Genomic DNA, 17,018 nt, shown 5'->3' with positions numbered 1-17,018 from the left:
GCTGCGGCAGGGGTAGTTGACTGAATTAGTCGGGTACCTTTATACTTGACGGAAACGATCAAGTATTCGCTTTACCCCCAGAGCCCTGCACCATGAGACTGACCACCAAAGGCCGCTTCGCGGTCACTGCGATGATCGACCTGGCGATGCGCCAGGATCAGGGACCGGTGACGCTCGCCGGCATCAGCCAGCGCCAGAAGATCTCGCTGTCCTACCTGGAACAGCTGTTCGGCAAGCTGCGCCGGCATGAGATCGTCGAAAGCGTGCGCGGTCCGGGCGGTGGCTATAGCCTGGCGCGCAAGGCCGAAGACGTCACGGTGGCGGACATCATCATCGCCGTCGACGAGCCGCTGGACGCCACCCAGTGCGGCGGAAAGGGTAATTGTAACGGAGATGACGGCTCCGGGCGTTGCATGACCCACGAACTGTGGGCAACGCTGAACCAGAAGATGGTCGAGTACCTCGACTCCGTCTCCCTCAAGAACCTGGTCGACCAGCAGCGCGAACGCCAGCCGGCGGTGCTGCACGACATGCGCGAGGAAGCCGCGCAGCCGGCCCCCGCCGCGGGGCGGGGCAAGGCCGACAAGCAGGAAAAGCCGGTCCGGGCGAGGGTGGTGAATTCAGTATTCAGCCTGGCCCAGTCCTGAGCGTCTACCAAGGCACGCGGCAGGCAACGACAGTAATCAGCGATACAGCGGTCCCTAAAAGGCAGTCATAACGATGAGCACCCCACATTTCCCCATCTACATGGATTACTCGGCCACCACGCCGGTGGACCCGCGCGTGGCGGACAAGATGATTCCGTACCTGCGCGAGCAGTTCGGCAACCCCGCCTCGCGCAGCCATGCGTACGGCTGGGACGCGGAGCGCGCGGTGGAAGAAGCGCGTGAGCAGGTTGCCGCACTGGTCGGCGCCGACCCGCGCGAGATCGTGTGGACGTCGGGTGCGACCGAATCGGACAACCTGGCCATCAAGGGTGCCGCGAACTTCTATTCGGGCAAGGGCAAGCACATCATCACCGTGAAGACCGAGCACAAGGCCGTGCTCGACACCACGCGCGAACTGGAGCGCCAGGGCTTCGAGGTGACCTACCTGGACGTGAAGGATAACGGCCTGCTCGACATGGACGTGTTCAAGCAGGCGCTGCGCCCGGACACGATCCTGGTGTCGGTGATGCTGGTCAACAACGAGATCGGCGTGATCCAGGACGTCGAGCAGATCGGCGAGATCTGCCGCGAGAAGGGCATCATCTTCCACTGCGACGCCGCGCAGGCGACCGGCAAGGTGGTAATCGACCTGAACAAGCTGAAGTGCGACCTGATGTCGTTCTCGGCCCACAAGACTTATGGCCCGAAGGGCGTCGGCGCGCTGTACGTGCGCCGCAAGCCGCGCGTGCGCATCGAGGCGCAGATGCATGGCGGCGGCCATGAGCGCGGCATGCGCTCGGGCACGCTGGCCCCGCACCAGATCGTCGGCATGGGCGAAGCCTTCCGCATCGCCCGCGAAGAGATGGCCACGGAAAACGAACGCATCCGCATGCTGCGCGACCGCCTGTGGAATGGCCTGTCGGACATGGAAGAGGTCTACCTGAACGGTGACCTGGAACACCGCGTGCCACACAACCTGAACGTCAGCTTCAACTTCGTCGAAGGCGAGTCGCTGATCATGGCGATCAAGGACGTGGCGGTGTCGTCGGGCTCGGCCTGCACCTCGGCTTCGCTGGAACCGTCGTACGTGCTGCGCGCGCTGGGACGCAACGATGAACTGGCGCACAGCTCGATCCGCTTCACGGTGGGCCGCTTCACCACCGAGCAGGAGATCGACTACACCGTCGAGCTGCTCAAGTCGAAGATCGGCAAGCTGCGCGACTTGTCGCCGCTGTGGGAAATGTTCAAGGACGGCGTCGACCTGAATTCGATCCAGTGGGCCGCGCACTAAGTGCACTGAACGCCTGCAGGATCCAGCAAAAAAACAGAAGACCCCCGTAAAAGATACGCAAGAGGTAAGCAAAATGTCATACAGCACGAAGGTTCTCGACCATTATGAAAACCCCCGCAACGTCGGTTCGTTCGACAAGAACGACGATGCGGTCGGCACCGGCATGGTCGGCGCCCCGGCTTGCGGCGACGTGATGAAGCTGCAGATCAAGGTCAACGAGGCTGGCGTGATCGAAGACGCCAAGTTCAAGACCTATGGTTGCGGCTCGGCCATCGCTTCGTCGTCGCTGGTGACCGAGTGGGTCAAGGGCAAGACCGTTGACCAGGCGCTGGAGATCAAGAACACCCAGATCGCTGAAGAACTGGCCCTGCCGCCGGTGAAGATCCACTGCTCGATCCTGGCTGAAGACGCCATCAAGGCTGCTGTCGAAGACTACAAGAAGAAGCACGGCGCCGAGCAGAAGGCCGCCTGATCCTGTCGATCGACAAGCGAAGCACGAAGGAAGACGCAACGATGATCACGATGACCGAGAAGGCGGCCAAGCACGTCGCCCGCTACCTGGAACGCCGCGGCAAGGGCGTGGGCCTGCGCCTTGGCGTAAAGACCACTGGCTGCTCGGGCCTGGCCTACAAGCTGGAATACGTGGACGAACTGCTGCCGGAAGACGCGGTCTTCGAGTCGCACGGCATCAAGGTCATCGTTGACGCCAAGAGCCTGCCGTATATCGACGGCACCGAACTCGACTATGCGCGCGAAGGGTTGAACGAAGGGTTCCGCTTCAACAACCCCAACGTCAAGGACGAGTGCGGCTGCGGCGAGTCCTTCACGGTCTGAGCAGCATCGCCAACGCCACGGACAGCGTCGGTGGAGCGCAGCATCACCGGGTTCCACCGGGACGAGGAGGGCCATTGGGTGGCCGAACTCGATTGCAGCCATGGCCAGCACGTCCGGCACGATCCGCCGTGGCAGTTGCGGCCGTGGACGCAGAGCGAGCAGGGCCGCGCCGGCATGATCGGCACGCGGGTGAGCTGCCTGAAGTGCGATCGCAACGAACCGCCGGCGGAGTGGGCCCTGGTGCGGGCCAGCCAGCCTGCCGGCCGCTAGCGGCTAACGGCGGCGAATGGACGAAGGGGCGGCGCGGCCGCTCTTTTTTCTTGGGGAAGCAGTTGAAAGACGATTTTTTTGCGTTGTTCGGCCTGCCGGCGCAGTTCGGCGTCGACGAGGCCGCGCTGGATGCAGCCTATCGCACCGTGCAGTCGCAGGCGCACCCGGACCGCTTTGCCAACGCCGGCGATGCCGAGCGACGCGTGGCCATGCAGTGGGCCGCGCATGCCAATGAAGCCTACCGCACGCTGCGCCAGCCGCTGCGGCGCGCGACCTACCTGCTGAAGCTGCGCGGCGTCGACGTGCAGGCGGAGAACAACACCGCCATGTCGCCCGCCTTCCTGATGCAGCAGATGGAGTGGCGCGAAGCGCTGCAGGAAGCGGTGGAAGCGCGTGACGTGGACCGCCTCGATGCGCTGCTGCGCGAGCTGCGCCAGGAAAAGCGCGAGCGCCACGCCGCACTGGGAGCGCTGCTTGACGGCGGCGACAACGAAGCAGCCGGTGGCGCGGTCCGCCAGCTGATGTTTATCGAGAAGATCGAGCACGATACCAGCGAGGCCATCGACCGGCTGGAAGACTGACCGGCACGATTGCCGGGGCCATGACACAATGGCGCCCGGCTTGAAAGCCGCCCGCATGGCGGTTTCCCCTGCCGTACAAGACAGCGAAGAATTACCATGGCACTGCTCCAGATTTCCGAACCCGGCATGTCGCCGGCGCCCCACCAACGCCGCCTGGCCGTCGGTATCGACCTCGGCACCACCAACTCGCTGGTGGCCGCGGTACGCAGCAGCATCCCCGAAGTGCTGGGCGACGAGCGCGGCCGCGCGCTGCTGCCTTCGGTCGTGCGCTACCTGCCTGACCGCACCGCGCATATCGGCTACCGGGCCCAGGACGAAGCGGTGCGCGATCCCAAGAACACCATCGTCTCGGTCAAGCGCTTCATGGGCCGCGGCCTGCGCGACGTGGCCAATATCGAGCACAGCCCGTACGATTTTGTCGATGCGCCGGGCATGCTGCAGATCAAGACCGCCGCCGGCGTGAAAAGCCCGGTGGAAATCTCGGCCGAGATCCTGGCCACGCTGCGCCAGCGTGCCGAAGACACGCTGGGCGACGACCTTGTCGGCGCGGTCATCACCGTACCGGCATATTTCGATGAAGCACAGCGCCAGGCGACCAAGGACGCTGCGCGCCTGGCCGGCCTGGAAGTGCTGCGCCTGCTGAACGAGCCGACCGCCGCGGCCATTGCCTATGGCCTCGACAACGCCGCCGAAGGCGTCTACGCGGTCTATGACCTGGGCGGCGGCACCTTCGATATCTCGGTGCTCAAGCTCACGCGCGGCGTGTTCGAGGTGTTGGCCACCGGCGGCGATTCCGCGCTGGGCGGCGATGACTTCGACCAGCGCCTGCTGTGCTGGATCGTCGAGCAGGCCAGCCTGCAGCCGCTGTCGGCGCAGGACATGCGCCTGTTGATGGTGCGCGCGCGTGCCGCCAAGGAAGCCCTGTCGGAAGCGGACAGCACGGTGATCGATGCCGTGCTTGAATCCGGCGAGATCGTCCACCTGACGCTGACTGACGAGACGTTCGAACAGATCACCGCGCATCTGGTGCAGAAGACGCTGGCGCCGGTGCGCAAGGCGCTGCGCGACGCCGGCGTGACGCCCGACGACGTCAAGGGCGTGGTGCTGGTCGGCGGCGCCACGCGCATGCCATCGATCCGCAAGGCGGTGGGTGATTACTTTGGCCAGACCCCGCTGACCAACCTCGACCCCGACCGCGTGGTGGCGCTGGGCGCCGCGATGCAGGCCAACCTGCTGGCCGGCAACCATGCGCCGGGTGAAGACTGGCTATTGCTTGACGTGATCCCGCTGTCGCTGGGCGTCGAGACCATGGGCGGCCTGGTCGAGAAGATCATCCCGCGCAACAGCACTATCCCGGTGGCGCGCGCGCAGGAATTCACCACCTTCAAGGACGGCCAGACCGCGATGGCGATCCACGTGCTGCAGGGCGAGCGCGAGCTGGCCAGCGATTGCCGCTCGCTGGCGCGCTTCGAGCTGCGCGGCATCCCGCCGATGGTGGCGGGCGCGGCGCGCATCCGCGTGACCTACCAGGTCGACGCGGACGGCCTGCTGTCGGTGACCGCGCGCGAGACGCATTCGGGCGTGGAGGCCTCGGTGACGGTCAAGCCGTCGTACGGGCTGGCTGACGACGATATCGCGCGCATGCTGCAGGACAGCTTCCGTGAAGCCGAGCACGACATGAAGAGCCGCGCGCTGGCCGAAGAACGTGTCGAGGCCGACCGCCTGGTCGAGGCCACCGAGCGTGCGCTGGAGGTCGATGGCGACCTGTTGTTGGCCGAAGAGCGCGCACAGGTCGAAGCGCTGATCGCCGGCGTGCGCGAGATCGCCAAGGGTGAAGACCACCTGGCGATCCGCGCCACGGTCGAAAAACTGTCGCACGGCACCGATGAATTCGCCGCCCGCCGCATGGACCGCTCGATCAAGAGTGCACTGGCCGGACGCAAGGTACAGGAACTGGGCTGATCACCGCGCCTGCACCGCACTACAGAACCCCAGGAAACGACATGCCACAGATCATTGTTTTGCCCCACGTCGAATACTGCCCGGAAGGGAAGGTCATCGAGGCCGAGAAGGGCGTCAGCGTCCTCGATTCCCTGCTTTCCCACGGTATCGATCTCGAGCACGCGTGCGAGAAATCCTGTGCCTGCACCACTTGCCATGTGATCGTGCGCGAAGGCTTCGACTCGCTCAACGAGGCTGAAGAGAAGGAAGAGGACCTGCTCGACAAAGCCTGGGGCCTGGAGCCGAATTCGCGCTTGTCCTGCCAGGCCATCGTCGATGAGGACGACCTGACTGTCGAGATCCCCAAGTACACCATCAACCACGCCAAGGAAGGCCACTGAGCCGCCGGCACAGATCTCAGCGGAGAACGAACCCATGAAGTGGACCGATACCTACGATATCGCCGCCGCGCTGTACGACAAATATCCTGACGTCGACCCGGCCGGCGTGCGCTTTACCGAGCTGCGCAGCTGGGTACTGCAGCTCGACGGCTTCGCCGACGATCCGGCGCGCTCGGGCGAGAAGATCCTGGAAGCGATCCAGCAAGCGTGGATCCAGGAAGCGGAATAAGCTTTTGGTATCGGGATGAAGCAGAAAGGCCGGCGTAATCGCCGGCCTTATGCATTGGTGCTGCCGAGCGTGGAACTCAACCTCGCACCAGCGCACCGTTCTCCATATGCACGCGCTCGCCGACCTGCACCGCGGGATCCTGTTCATAGGTGAAGGTGCGGTGGCTCCCGTCATCCATGCGGACGCGCACTTCATAGTGCGTGTCCTTGCTCACGGCCTTCTCGATCTGGTTGCCTGCGACGCCGCCGCCTACCGCACCGACAACGGTGCCGACGATACGGCCATTGCCCTTGCCGACCTGGTTGCCAAGCAGGCCGCCGACCACGGCGCCGCCCAGCGCGCCCAAGCCGCTGGTGTTGGGCTTCTGGGTCTGAATCGGCGTGACGGCGACGATACGGCCGGCATACGGGCTGCCCTTGGCGGCCGGGCGCTCGGTGTCGGCGCGCTGGCTGGCACGGGGCTCGCTGTCGCGCTGGGCGGCCTGGCGTGCGGGAGCGGTACGCGGCGCCGCTTGCGTCGGCTGCGAAGAGGCGGTGTTCTGGCGCGATTGCGCCGGCTGGCCGTCGTCATAGACCGGCGGGCGCGTCGTACTGCCCGGCGGTGGTGCAGTCTGCGCAGTCTGCGTGGTGACAGGCAGCGGCCCTTGCGGCGACTGTGCCCCTTGCTGGCTTTGCTGCGCCTGCAGGTCAGGGTTGGCCTTGCTGATTGGCAGCACGCCGGTGACCGCGGCTACGGCGGTCAGGCTGGCAATGACCACGGCCACGGCTGCCGCCCCGATCAGCGGATGCAGCCGGCGCTGTGGCGGCAGCGGGGCGGGGGTGTGGTCGTGCGAAGTGGCTTGGCTCTGCATTGTGGCTCCGGTGCGGCGAGGGCCGCGATGGGATGGAACCAGTTTGGCGGAAGCGCGGGGCGTTTTCCGTTTGTTTTTGTAAATATATGTAGGCGGAAAAGGCCTTTTGTATCAATGGGTTGGGGGCGGCTTGGCGCGGCGGAGAAGCGATGCTGTAACAGACAGTGTCCCAATGCGGCGTAATTTGGTCTACCGCTTGTCTGCTCCCTCTCCCGCTTGCGGGAGAGGGTTGGGGAGAGGGCGGGAGCGTCCACGAAGTGAACGGCTGTCGTGCTTGCCACACGCCTGCCCTCTCCCCCGGCCCCTCTCCCGCAAGCAGGAGAGGGGAGCAAACCGGCGGCGTCGATACGGGCCGTCGGTTTGCAGTACTGTCGACTCAGTCTTCCTTGCGCAGGTGCGGGAACAGGATGACGTCACGGATATTGGGGCTATCCGTCAGCAGCATCACCAGGCGGTCGATGCCGATCCCGCAGCCGCCCGTCGGGGGCATGCCGTATTCCAGTGCGCGGATGTAGTCGGCGTCGAAATACATCGCTTCTTCATCGCCCGCATCCTTCTGCTCGACCTGCTTGCGGAAGCGGTCGGCCTGGTCTTCGGCGTCGTTCAGCTCGGAGAAGCCGTTGGCGATCTCGCGGCCGGTGATGAACAGCTCGAAACGCTCGGTGATGCCCGGTACCGTGTCCGAAGCGCGCGCCAGCGGCGAGACTTCGACCGGGTAGTCGACGATAAAGGTCGGCTCCCACAGCTGGCTCTCGGCGGTTTCCTCGAACAGCACCAGTTGCAGCGTGCCCAGCCCGGCATTGAGGAATTGCGGCGCGTTGGTGTTGACGCCGAACTTCTTCAGCTCAACTCGCAGGAACTCCGCATCCGCCAATTGCGCGTCGGTGTACTGCGGCGCGAACTTCTGGATCGCCTGGCAGATGGTCAGGCGATGGAACGGCTTGGACAGGTCCAGCTCGCGGTCCTGGTACGTGAGCGCGGCGCTGCCGCGCGCGTCGATCGCGGCCTTGCGAATCAGGTCTTCGGTGAAGTCCATCAGCCAGCGGTAGTCCGTGTAGGCCGCGTAGAACTCCATCATGGTGAACTCGGGGTTGTGGCGCGGGCTCACCCCCTCGTTGCGGAAGTTGCGGTTGATCTCGAACACGCGCTCGAAGCCGCCGACGACCAGGCGCTTCAGATACAGCTCAGGCGCGATGCGCAGGAACATCTGCATGTCCAGCGCGTTGTGGTGCGTGATGAAGGGCTTGGCCGCGGCGCCGCCCGGGATCGGGTGCAGCATCGGCGTTTCCACTTCCATGAAGCCGGCGTCAGCCATATGGCGGCGCAGCGACGAAATCGCGTTGGTGCGGGCGCGGAAGGTGTTGCGCGTTTCCGGCGACACGATCAGGTCGACATAGCGCTGGCGGTACTTCATTTCCTGGTCGGCCAGGCCGTGGAACTTGTCCGGCAGCGGGCGCAGCGACTTGGAGAGCAGGCGCAGCTCGCGCACCTGCACCGACAGCTCGCCCTTGTTGGTGCGGAACAGCTCGCCGCGGGCGCTGATGATGTCGCCCAGGTCCCAGTGCTTGAAGGCCGCGTAGACCTCTTCGCCGACCTTGTCGCGCGTGATGTAGAACTGGATCTGGCCGCTGCCGTCCTGCACGGTGGCGAAGCTGGCCTTGCCCATCACGCGCTTGAGCATCATGCGGCCGGCGATCGAGACTTCGACCGGGCTGGCTTCGAGCCCGGCCTGGTCGGTCTCGCCATACTGCGCGTGCAGCGCGGCGGCCTGGTGGGTGGGACGGAAATCGTTGGGAAAGGCCACGCCTTGCTGGCGCAGCGCGGCCAGTTTCTCGCGCCGCTCCGCGATGATCTTGTTCTCGTCGACGGCGGGCGTGTCTGTGGCGGCGGTGGCTTGCGACTTGGCCTGAGCGTGGTTCGGTTCGGTCATGATGTCTTGTAGCGTCGCACGCGGCGGGCCGCATGCGGGTTCAGTATGGCTTCAGTAATTGCGGAGGTCGTCCAGCTCGGTGCTGCCGAAATCCGGGCGGTGCAGGTAGGCGACGATGCGGCCCGCGGTTTCCTCGGCGGAGGCGAGCTGCTCGTTCGCCTTCAGGTCGCGGAAGCGCTGCACCTGGGCAAAGTCGGCATTGCGGATCACCGCCTGCATGCCGGTATCGATCACACCCGGGGCCAGCGCCACCGCGCGCACCGTGCGCGGTGCGGGCGCTTGCGCGTACTCGGCATTGACCGAGCGCATGAACATGTCCAGGCCCGCCTTGCTGGCGCAGTAGGCGCTCCAGCCCTCGACCGGGCGGCGCGCCGCGCCGGAAGAGATCGCCAGCACCTTGCGCGGGCAGTCGTACTTCTCGGTGCGCTCCAGGAAGGCCGCGGTCATCGTCATCGGCGCCGCCAGGTTGGTCAGCAAGTGCGGCACCAGCGAGCTTTCCTGCAGGCGCGAGACCGGGACGATCGGCTCGACCACGCCCGCGTTCAGGATCAGCGTGGCACTGGCCGGCGGCTGGTCGAGCGTGTCGATCACGCTGGCCAGCCAGCTGGCGGCAGGACCGGCCTGCGACAAATCCTGCAGGTGCCAGGCCACCGGCACGCCGCTCATGGTGGCGATGCGCTCCAGCTCGTTGTTGCGGCTGCGCGCCACACAGATCAGGCGGTTGCCCGGCACGAGCAGGGCGTTGGTCAATGCCGCGCCCAGCCCGCGCGAGGCGCCGGTGATGATGTAGAGGTGATTGGCTTCGCTCATGGTGCCCCGGTCGAAGATGTCGCCCTGCCGCCGTGCCACTGTGGCGCGGGCGGCGGTACAGCGTTGGATGGATTGCTGCGCCGCCGCCGGCCGCGCCGGCAGGGCGGACGGCGGGTACTGCTTTACAGTCCCTGCTTGAGGCTGGCCTCGATGAACGGATCCAGGTCGCCGTCCAGCACCTTCTGGGTGTTGGACATTTCCACGTTGGTGCGCAGATCCTTGATGCGGCTCTGGTCCAGCACGTAGGAGCGGATCTGGTGGCCCCAGCCCACGTCGGTCTTGCCGGCTTCCAGCTTGTCGGCCTCGGCCTGGCGCTTGCGCATCTCATGCTCGTACAGGCGCGATTTCAGCATCGACATGGCCTCGGCACGGTTGCGGTGCTGCGAGCGGTCGTTCTGGCACTGCACCACGATGCCGGTCGGGATGTGCGTAATCCGCACCGCCGAATCGGTCTTGTTGATGTGCTGGCCGCCGGCGCCCGAGGCGCGGTACGTGTCCACGCGCAGGTCGGCCGGGTTGACTTCCACTTCGAACGAGTCATCCACCTCGGGGTAGACAAACACCGACGAGAACGAGGTATGGCGCCCGCCCGACGAATCGAACGGCGACTTGCGCACCAGGCGGTGCACGCCGGTTTCCGTACGCAGGTAGCCAAAGGCGTACTCGCCCTCGATCTTGATGGTCGCGCTCTTGATGCCGGCCACGTCGCCTTCGGACTCTTCCAGCACCTCGGCCTTAAAGCCCTTGCGCTCGCAGTACTTCAGGTACTGGCGCAGCAGCATCGAGGCCCAGTCGCACGCTTCGGTGCCGCCGGCGCCGGCCTGGATGTCGATAAAGGCGTTGGCCTGGTCCATCTCGCCGGAGAACATGCGGCGGAATTCCATGCCCGCCACGATCTCCTCGAAGCCCTCGACGTCGGTTTCGATCGATTCGAGGGTCTCGTCGTCGCCTTCTTCCTTGGCGAGTTCGAACAGCTCCTCGGCGCCGCTAAGGTCGTCCGTGAGCTTGCCCAGCACGCCTACGACGCCCTCGAGGGCCTTCTTTTCCTTGCCGAGATCCTGGGCGCGCTTGGGGTTGTTCCAGACGTCCGGGTCTTCCAGCAGGCCGTTGACTTCGTCCAGCCTTCCTACTTTGACATCGTAGTCAAAGATACCCCCGTAGATCTTCCGTCCGGGAACGGAGATCGGAGATGGCACCGGAGATGGCGTTGAGGCGTTCTGCTTCCATGATGTTCCTGCGCTTCGAAAACCTTGAATTATAGCGGATTGGTGCCCGGGATCGGGCGCGGATTCGGGGATTGCGGCTGCCCCCGGACCGGCGCGCGGCGAACGGAAAGGACGCGCGCTGGTCTATCCGGCGGTGCCGGGCAGCGCACGCGGCGATAATACGCATTCGCAAGCCGCCCCCGGCATGAAGACAAACAGGGACGCATGACGAAAACCAGACATGACATCGAGCCAGGCCGGCGCCGCGCGCTGGGCCTGTTGCTGGCCGCCACTGCCACCGCGGTCGCGGCCGGCTGCGGCACCACCGGCGGCCCCGTGCCGGATGGCTATTACCGCGTGGAACGCGGCGATACGCTCTATTCGATCGCCCGCAAGCACGGCCGCACCGTGCGCGACCTGACCCGCTGGAATAGCGATATCACCAGCCCCAGCCAGATCGAAGTGGGCCAGCTGATCCGCGTGCGGCCGCCTGGCGGCGCTGCCGGTGCCGCTGCCTCCACCGGCACCGGCCAGGCCGTCACCGATACCCCACGTGTCGACAGCGGTGCGGGTGCGTCAAAGCAGCCGCCCGCCAGCAGCATCCGCCTGCAATGGCCCGCCGACGGCCGCGTTACCGCGCGATACTCGCCGCCCGCCAGCAAGGGCCTGAGCATTGCCGTGCCGGCCAACGGCACGGTGCGCGCCGCCGCGTCTGGTCGGGCTATCCATGTGGGCAACCTGCGCGGCTACGGCATGCTGGTGATCGTCAAGCACAACGACGACTGGCTGACCGTCTACGGCAACCTGGACCAGCCGCTGGTCAGCGAGGGCGCCACGGTCTCGGCCGGGCAGGACGTGGGCCGCATGGGCGCCAATGCCAGCGAGCTGCACTTCGAGGTGCGCGCCAACGGCAAGCCGGTCGACCCGGCGGCCTACCTGCCTGCGCGCGGCTAGGGCCGGGGCGATGCCCCGGCTGCCGCGCTATTGCGCGTGCTCGATGACCAGCTGCACGCGCGTGACGCCGTTGAACGTGTTGTTGTCGAGCCGGTAGGCTACCTGCGCGCTGGCGCCGAGCGAATCGGCGTGGTTGAACCAGATCGCATCGAAGCGCTGGCTGCCGCGCCCCAGCTGCAGCTTCAGGTGCTTGCCCTTGAGCACGCTCTGGCGCAGCACGTCGAACTCGCCGCAGAAGGTTGGTGCCGGGAAGCCCTGGCCCCACACCTGCTGCTCCAGCAGGGTGACGAATTCGGGACTGAAGCAGTGGTCCTCGATATCGCCGTCGGTCTCGATCACGCGCGCGAGCTGGTCGTCGGTCAGCCACTCCTTGCCGACCGCTTCGAAGGCTTCCTGGAACTCGGCAAAGCGCTCGGCGCGCACGGTCAGGCCGGCCGCCATGGCGTGGCCGCCGAACTTGACCATCATGCCGGGGCAGCGCTTGGACACCAGGTCGAGGGCGTCGCGCAGGTGGAAGCCCGGGATCGAGCGGCCCGAGCCCTTGATGGTGGTTTCGTCGCCGGGCGCGAAGGTGATGGTGGGGCGGTGGAACTTGTCTTTCAGGCGCGACGCGACGATGCCGATCACCCCCTGGTGCCAGGTGTCGTTGAACACGCTGACGGTAAAGCGCGACGACGGATCCGGGCCAGCCAGGCCGGCCAGGCCCGTCAGGCCCGTCAGGCCAGTCAGGCCAGCAATAGGCTGCTCCAGGATCTGCAGGGCCTCCTGCTGCATGCCTGCCTCGATATCGCGCCGCTCGCGATTCATGCCGTCCAGTTCCTGCGCGATTTCCCAGGCGCGGTTGGCATCGTCGGTCAGCAGGCACTCGATGCCCAGCGACATGTCCGCCAGCCTGCCTGCCGCGTTCAAGCGCGGGCCCAGCCCGAAGCCGAGGTCGAAGGTATTGGCGCGCGACGCCTCGCGGCCCGCGGCGCGGAACAGGGCAGCCACGCCCGGCTGCATGCGTCCCGCGCGCATCCGCCGCAGGCCCTGCGCCACCAGGATGCGGTTGTTGGTGTCGAGCTTGACCACGTCGGCGACGGTGCCCAGCGCCACCAGGTCAAGCAGCGTCTGCAGCGGCGGCTGGGTGGCCTGGGTGTAGACGCCGCGCTGGCGCAGCTCGGCGCGCAGCGCCAGCAGCACGTAGAACATCACGCCTACGCCAGCCAGGTTCTTGCTCGGGAATTCGCAGCCCGGCTGGTTCGGGTTGACGATCACCGCCGCGTCGGGCAGTTCGGCGCCCGGCAGGTGGTGGTCGGTCACCACCACGTCGATCCCCAGCGCATTGGCCGCGGCCACGCCGTCGACGCTGGCAATGCCGTTGTCGACGGTGACGATCACGTCCGGCTGTTGCCTGGCCGCCAGCGTCACGATCTCCGGGGTCAGGCCGTAGCCGTACTCGAAGCGGTTGGGAACGATGTACTCGACCCGCGCGCCCAGCATGCGCAGCCCCCGCACCCCGACCGCGCAGGCGGTGGCGCCGTCGCAGTCATAGTCGGCGACGATCAGCAGGCGCTTGCCGGCGGCGATGGCGTCGGCGAGGTAGGCGGCGGCATGGCCGATGCCTTTCATGGCGCCCGGTGGCACTAGTTCAGGCAGGTCGGTCGCCAGCTCGGCGGTGCGGGCCACGCCGCGCGCGGCCAGGATGCGGGCCAGCGTGGGATGCAGGCCGGCGGCGGCCAGCGTAGTGACGTGTTCGGGGGCGTAGGTGCGGATGGCGATCCGGGTCATGGCGGGGCGTTCTTGTTTTGCGTTCGAGGGCGACGGTGCGCGATGTTGGGCGACGTTGGGCGATATTCAGGCGGCAAAGGCGAGGTCGGACAGCAGCGCGCGCCAGTCGCCGCGCTGGCCCATGCCGCGCCAGAACTTGCGCAGGTCGGCGCGGGTCACGGTGAACTCGGCAAAGTGGTTCTCGCCGCCCAGCACCAGCGTCACGCCGCCGATACCGCCAGCAGCGAGCGCCTCCAGCGCAGGCGCGAACCAGTCGGCATCGAGCGCATGCATGCGCTCGATCCACAGGCCCCAGTCCTCCGTGATATGGGCTTCGGTGGCAAGTTCCAGCATCGCCAGCACCGATCCGTCCGGCGCGTCCACCCCGGCCAGTCCCGCGGGCACTGGGCGTACGCCGCTGCCGGCGGCCAGCGCCAGCCCGGCCAGGAACGGGTCGTCGCTCAGTACCGTGTCGGCCAGGCGCGGCACGGTCTGCAGCGCGCCGCCGCCATACAGCCAGACCGAGTTCACCGGCAACTCGCCGCGCCCCTCGCGGGCCTGGTTGACCGGGTGGTCGAACCAGGTCATCTGGATCTCGTTCTGTATCCGGCGCCAGTCGCGCGCGCGCGCGCCAGCCTGCATCCAGATATCGATGTTGCGCCCGGCCGCGCGCAGCGGCGTGGTCGCTTCCAGCGGGCCGAATACGGACTCGGGAAGGTACCAGCGCACAGGGCAGGGCGTCTCCAGCGCGATACCGGATTCCTTCAGCAGCGGATCGATGGCTGCGTGCAGCGCGGCCGCCTCATCCGGCCGGATGGCGAGATGCGCCGGCGGCATCAGCACCAGGTGGTCGCGCGCCGCGTGGATATGCACAGGCTGCAGGCAGGCCCACGGTTGGCCGTCCGGCGCCGGGGCGGCTGCGCTGCTGTCGGCCAGCCTCATATAAGGCGCCGACGGCACCCGGCCGGTGTCCAGCCCCGTCTTGCCAGCCAGCCAGCGCTCCTGCGGCAGGCTGCGCAGGAACGGATCGTCATGCCGTTCGCGCGGGCCGGGCGTGGCCCGCGTCAGCAACTTTCCGAGCGCGGGCAGCTCCAACTGCCGCAGCAGCGCGCCGGGAATGACGTCGTCGCGGCCGTCGTCGCCGGCGCCCGGCGGGACGGAAAAGGGCACAATCAGGGTCAGGTGCGTCATCATGGTGGCGAGATTGTAAACTTCCGGCTGGCCGATGCCAGTCCCGCGCCGCTCCCGAGTATGGTGGACGGCGCCTGCCACGGCTCGCATGAGTGCCGCCGGCGTCCCTCGCAAGGGCCGCGGCGATTTCCCGAAACAACAGGAATCCTCTTGAACTTTCCCTACGAATGGCAGATCGGCTGGCGATACACCCGCGCAAGCAAGCGCGCCAGCCGCAACACCTTCATTTCGTTCATCTCGATGATCTCGATGTTTGGGATCGCCCTGGGCGTGGCCGCGCTGATCGTGGTGCTGTCGGTGATGAACGGCTTTCAGAAAGAGGTGCGCGACCGCATGCTGTCGGTGCTGTCGCATATCGAGGTCATCGGCCCGTCGTCGCTGCCCGATTGGCAGCACACCGCGGCCGAGGCGATGCAGAACAAGGAAGTGGTCGGCGCCGCGCCCTATGTGGCGGCGCAGGCCATGCTGACCCGCGACGATGCCGTGCGCGGCGTGCTGCTGCGCGGCGTCGAGCCGTCGCAGGAGCCCAAGGTCTCGGATATCGGCAGCCAGTTCAAGGCCGGCAGCATGAATGCGCTGGCGCCGGGCGAATTCGGCATTGCGCTGGGCAATGAGCTGGCCAATGCCATGGGCGTGCAGGTCGGCGACAAGGTCACGCTGCTGGCGCCACAGGGCACCATCACGCCAGCCGGCGTGCTGCCGCGGCTCAAGCAGTTCACCGTGACCGGCATCTTCTCGTCGGGCCACTTTGAATTCGACAGCGCGCTGGCATTGGTCAACATGCACGATGCCGAGACCCTGTTCCGCCTGAGCGGCCCTACCGGCGTGCGGCTGAAACTGCAGGACATGCAGCGCGCGCCGCAGGTGGCGCAGCAGCTTGCCGGCACCATGTCGGGCGAGCTTTACCTGCGCGACTGGTCCAAGCAGAACCGCAACTGGTTCGCCGCGGTGCAGACCGAGAAGCGCATGATGTTCATCATCCTGACGCTGATCATCGCGGTGGCGGCATTCAACCTGGTGTCGACGCTGGTGATGACCGTGACCGACAAGCAGGCCGATATCGCCATCCTGCGCACCATGGGCGCGCAGCCTCGCTCGATCATGAAGATATTTATCGTGCAGGGCATCGCCATCGGCTTTATCGGGACCATCCTGGGCGTGGCCGGCGGAACGCTGATCGCAACCAATATCGACGTGATCGTGCCGTTTATCGAGCGCGTGCTCAGCGTGCAGTTCCTGCCGCGCGACATCTATTTCATCAGTGAATTGCCTTCGGACCCCCGCGTGAACGACATCGTCACCATCGGCATCATTTCCTTCGTGCTGGCCACGCTGGCCACGCTCTATCCCAGCTGGCGTGCCGCCCGCGTCAATCCCGCGGAGGCGCTGCGCTATGAGTGAAGCCGTGCTGCAAGCGGATACCGCCCCCAACGCGGCGGGCCAGCCGGGCAGCGGTTCGCCGGTGCTGGTGGCGGAGGGCCTGACCAAGCGTTTCCGCCAGGGCGGACTCGATGTCGAAGTGCTGCGCGGCGTGGACGTGTGCGTTAATGCCGGCGAGAAGGTCGCCATCGTCGGGGCGTCCGGCTCGGGCAAGAGCACTCTGCTGCATGTGCTGGGCGGGCTCGACAATCCCGACTCGGGCCGCGTTGCGCTGCTCGGCAAGCCGTTCACGGCGTTGCGCGAGCGCGAGCGCAATGTGGTGCGCAACCGCTCGCTGGGCTTTGTCTACCAGTTCCATCACCTGCTGCCGGAATTCACCGCGCTCGACAACGTGGCGATGCCGATGCGTATTCGCGGCATGACACAGCACGATGCGCGCGGCACCGCGCAGGCGATGCTGGAACGCGTGGGGCTGGGCGGACGCTCAAAGCACCGGCCTGGCGAACTGTCCGGCGGCGAGCGGCAACGTGTGGCGATCGCGCGCGCGCTGGTGGGGCAGCCGGCCTGCGTGCTGGCCGACGAACCGACCGGCAACCTCGACGACCATACCGCCGGCGGCGTCTACGATCTGATGCTCGAACTGTCGCGCACGCTTGGCACCAGTTTCGTCATCGTCACCCACGACCTCGATCTGGCGGGCCGTTGCGACCGCGTGCTGCGCCTGCGCGACGGCCACCTGCACCTGGAACGCTGAG

18 protein-coding genes are annotated in these 17,018 nt (G+C 66.5%); 12 read left to right on the top strand and 6 right to left on the bottom strand.

From position 1 onward, the window contains the following. Window positions 1-92: 92 nt before the first annotated feature. The 9 genes from iscR (at window position 93) to iscX (ending at window position 6,194) form a co-directional block, all read left to right on the top strand. The gene (gene iscR, locus ACIP1U_RS09405) at window positions 93-647 is read left to right on the top strand and encodes a Fe-S cluster assembly transcriptional regulator IscR (protein WP_029046866.1); all 555 of its coding nucleotides are present in this window, start codon (window positions 93-95) and stop codon (window positions 645-647) included. 67 nt (window positions 648-714) lie between these two features. Beyond that, window positions 715-1,938 (top strand): IscS subfamily cysteine desulfurase, encoded by a 1,224-nt coding sequence (locus tag ACIP1U_RS09400; protein WP_400314406.1) that lies wholly within the window; start codon window positions 715-717, stop codon window positions 1,936-1,938. A gap of 73 nt (window positions 1,939-2,011) precedes the next feature. Further along, entirely contained in the window at window positions 2,012-2,410 is a 399-nt protein-coding gene (gene iscU / locus ACIP1U_RS09395) for a Fe-S cluster assembly scaffold IscU (RefSeq protein ID WP_010809025.1), read from the top strand. A 41-nt stretch (window positions 2,411-2,451) separates the two neighbouring features. Further along, window positions 2,452-2,772, top strand: coding sequence for an iron-sulfur cluster assembly protein IscA (gene iscA / locus ACIP1U_RS09390; protein WP_010809024.1), 321 nt, complete (start codon window positions 2,452-2,454; stop codon window positions 2,770-2,772). 30 nt (window positions 2,773-2,802) lie between these two features. Further along, entirely contained in the window at window positions 2,803-3,042 is a 240-nt protein-coding gene (locus tag ACIP1U_RS09385; RefSeq protein ID WP_400314188.1) for a DUF3565 domain-containing protein, read from the top strand. Window positions 3,043-3,104: 62 nt separating this feature from the next. Beyond that, entirely contained in the window at window positions 3,105-3,623 is a 519-nt protein-coding gene (gene hscB, locus ACIP1U_RS09380; protein WP_400314187.1) for a Fe-S protein assembly co-chaperone HscB, read from the top strand. Between the two features lie 96 nt (window positions 3,624-3,719). Continuing rightward, complete coding sequence (gene hscA, locus ACIP1U_RS09375) at window positions 3,720-5,585, top strand: Fe-S protein assembly chaperone HscA (protein WP_400314185.1); 1,866 nt, start codon at window positions 3,720-3,722, stop codon at window positions 5,583-5,585. A gap of 41 nt (window positions 5,586-5,626) precedes the next feature. Then, window positions 5,627-5,965 carry an ISC system 2Fe-2S type ferredoxin gene (gene fdx / locus ACIP1U_RS09370; RefSeq protein WP_063238412.1) on the top strand — a complete coding sequence of 113 codons (339 nt, stop codon included), beginning with the start codon at window positions 5,627-5,629 and terminating at the stop codon, window positions 5,963-5,965. A gap of 34 nt (window positions 5,966-5,999) precedes the next feature. After that, on the top strand, window positions 6,000-6,194 hold the full coding sequence (gene iscX, locus ACIP1U_RS09365) for a Fe-S cluster assembly protein IscX (protein ID WP_209756962.1): 195 nt from the start codon (window positions 6,000-6,002) through the stop codon (window positions 6,192-6,194). 76 nt (window positions 6,195-6,270) lie between these two features. On the opposite strand, the gene ACIP1U_RS09360 is transcribed toward iscX, so the two are convergent. The 4 genes from ACIP1U_RS09360 to prfB all read right to left on the bottom strand — a co-directional run bounded on the left by ACIP1U_RS09360 (window position 6,271) and on the right by prfB (window position 11,011). Beyond that, a complete protein-coding gene (locus ACIP1U_RS09360) occupies window positions 6,271-7,044 on the bottom strand; it encodes a glycine zipper 2TM domain-containing protein (RefSeq protein ID WP_400314183.1) in 774 nt (257 codons plus the stop codon). A 376-nt stretch (window positions 7,045-7,420) separates the two neighbouring features. Further along, entirely contained in the window at window positions 7,421-8,974 is a 1,554-nt protein-coding gene (gene lysS, locus ACIP1U_RS09355; RefSeq protein WP_400314181.1) for a lysine--tRNA ligase, read from the bottom strand. Between the two features lie 51 nt (window positions 8,975-9,025). Then, window positions 9,026-9,784, bottom strand: coding sequence for an SDR family oxidoreductase (locus tag ACIP1U_RS09350; RefSeq protein ID WP_400314179.1), 759 nt, complete (start codon window positions 9,782-9,784; stop codon window positions 9,026-9,028). 122 nt (window positions 9,785-9,906) lie between these two features. Further along, a protein-coding gene (gene prfB / locus ACIP1U_RS09345; RefSeq protein ID WP_400314178.1) for a peptide chain release factor 2 occupies window positions 9,907-11,011 on the bottom strand; the annotation gives its coding sequence in 2 pieces (ribosomal slippage) (window positions 9,907-10,929 and window positions 10,931-11,011; 1,104 coding nt in all). Between the two features lie 203 nt (window positions 11,012-11,214). Here prfB and ACIP1U_RS09340 point away from each other — a divergent pair. After that, window positions 11,215-11,943: a peptidoglycan DD-metalloendopeptidase family protein gene (locus ACIP1U_RS09340; protein WP_400314176.1), complete on the top strand. Its 729-nt coding sequence runs from the start codon at window positions 11,215-11,217 to the stop codon at window positions 11,941-11,943. 27 nt (window positions 11,944-11,970) lie between these two features. Here the strand turns inward: ACIP1U_RS09340 and recJ are convergent, their stop codons facing one another. Next, window positions 11,971-13,713: a single-stranded-DNA-specific exonuclease RecJ gene (recJ, locus tag ACIP1U_RS09335; RefSeq protein WP_400314174.1), complete on the bottom strand. Its 1,743-nt coding sequence runs from the start codon at window positions 13,711-13,713 to the stop codon at window positions 11,971-11,973. A gap of 66 nt (window positions 13,714-13,779) precedes the next feature. Next, the gene (locus tag ACIP1U_RS09330) at window positions 13,780-14,886 is read right to left on the bottom strand and encodes a hypothetical protein (protein WP_400314404.1); all 1,107 of its coding nucleotides are present in this window, start codon (window positions 14,884-14,886) and stop codon (window positions 13,780-13,782) included. Window positions 14,887-15,033: 147 nt separating this feature from the next. On the opposite strand from ACIP1U_RS09330, the gene ACIP1U_RS09325 reads away from it, so the two are divergent. Both ACIP1U_RS09325 and lolD read left to right on the top strand, forming a co-directional pair. Continuing rightward, on the top strand, window positions 15,034-16,284 hold the full coding sequence (locus ACIP1U_RS09325) for a lipoprotein-releasing ABC transporter permease subunit (protein ID WP_400314173.1): 1,251 nt from the start codon (window positions 15,034-15,036) through the stop codon (window positions 16,282-16,284). Then, window positions 16,277-17,017 (top strand): lipoprotein-releasing ABC transporter ATP-binding protein LolD, encoded by a 741-nt coding sequence (gene lolD, locus ACIP1U_RS09320; RefSeq protein WP_400314172.1) that lies wholly within the window; start codon window positions 16,277-16,279, stop codon window positions 17,015-17,017. The genes ACIP1U_RS09325 and lolD overlap by 8 nt, the downstream gene beginning before the upstream one ends. Window position 17,018 lies beyond the last annotated feature (1 nt).

Origin of the sequence: Cupriavidus sp. NPDC089707, from assembly GCF_044748965.1 — a bacterium.
In the GTDB taxonomy this organism is placed as follows: Bacteria; Pseudomonadota; Gammaproteobacteria; order Burkholderiales; family Burkholderiaceae; genus Cupriavidus.
This window is presented reverse-complemented; position numbering and strand designations above follow the sequence as displayed.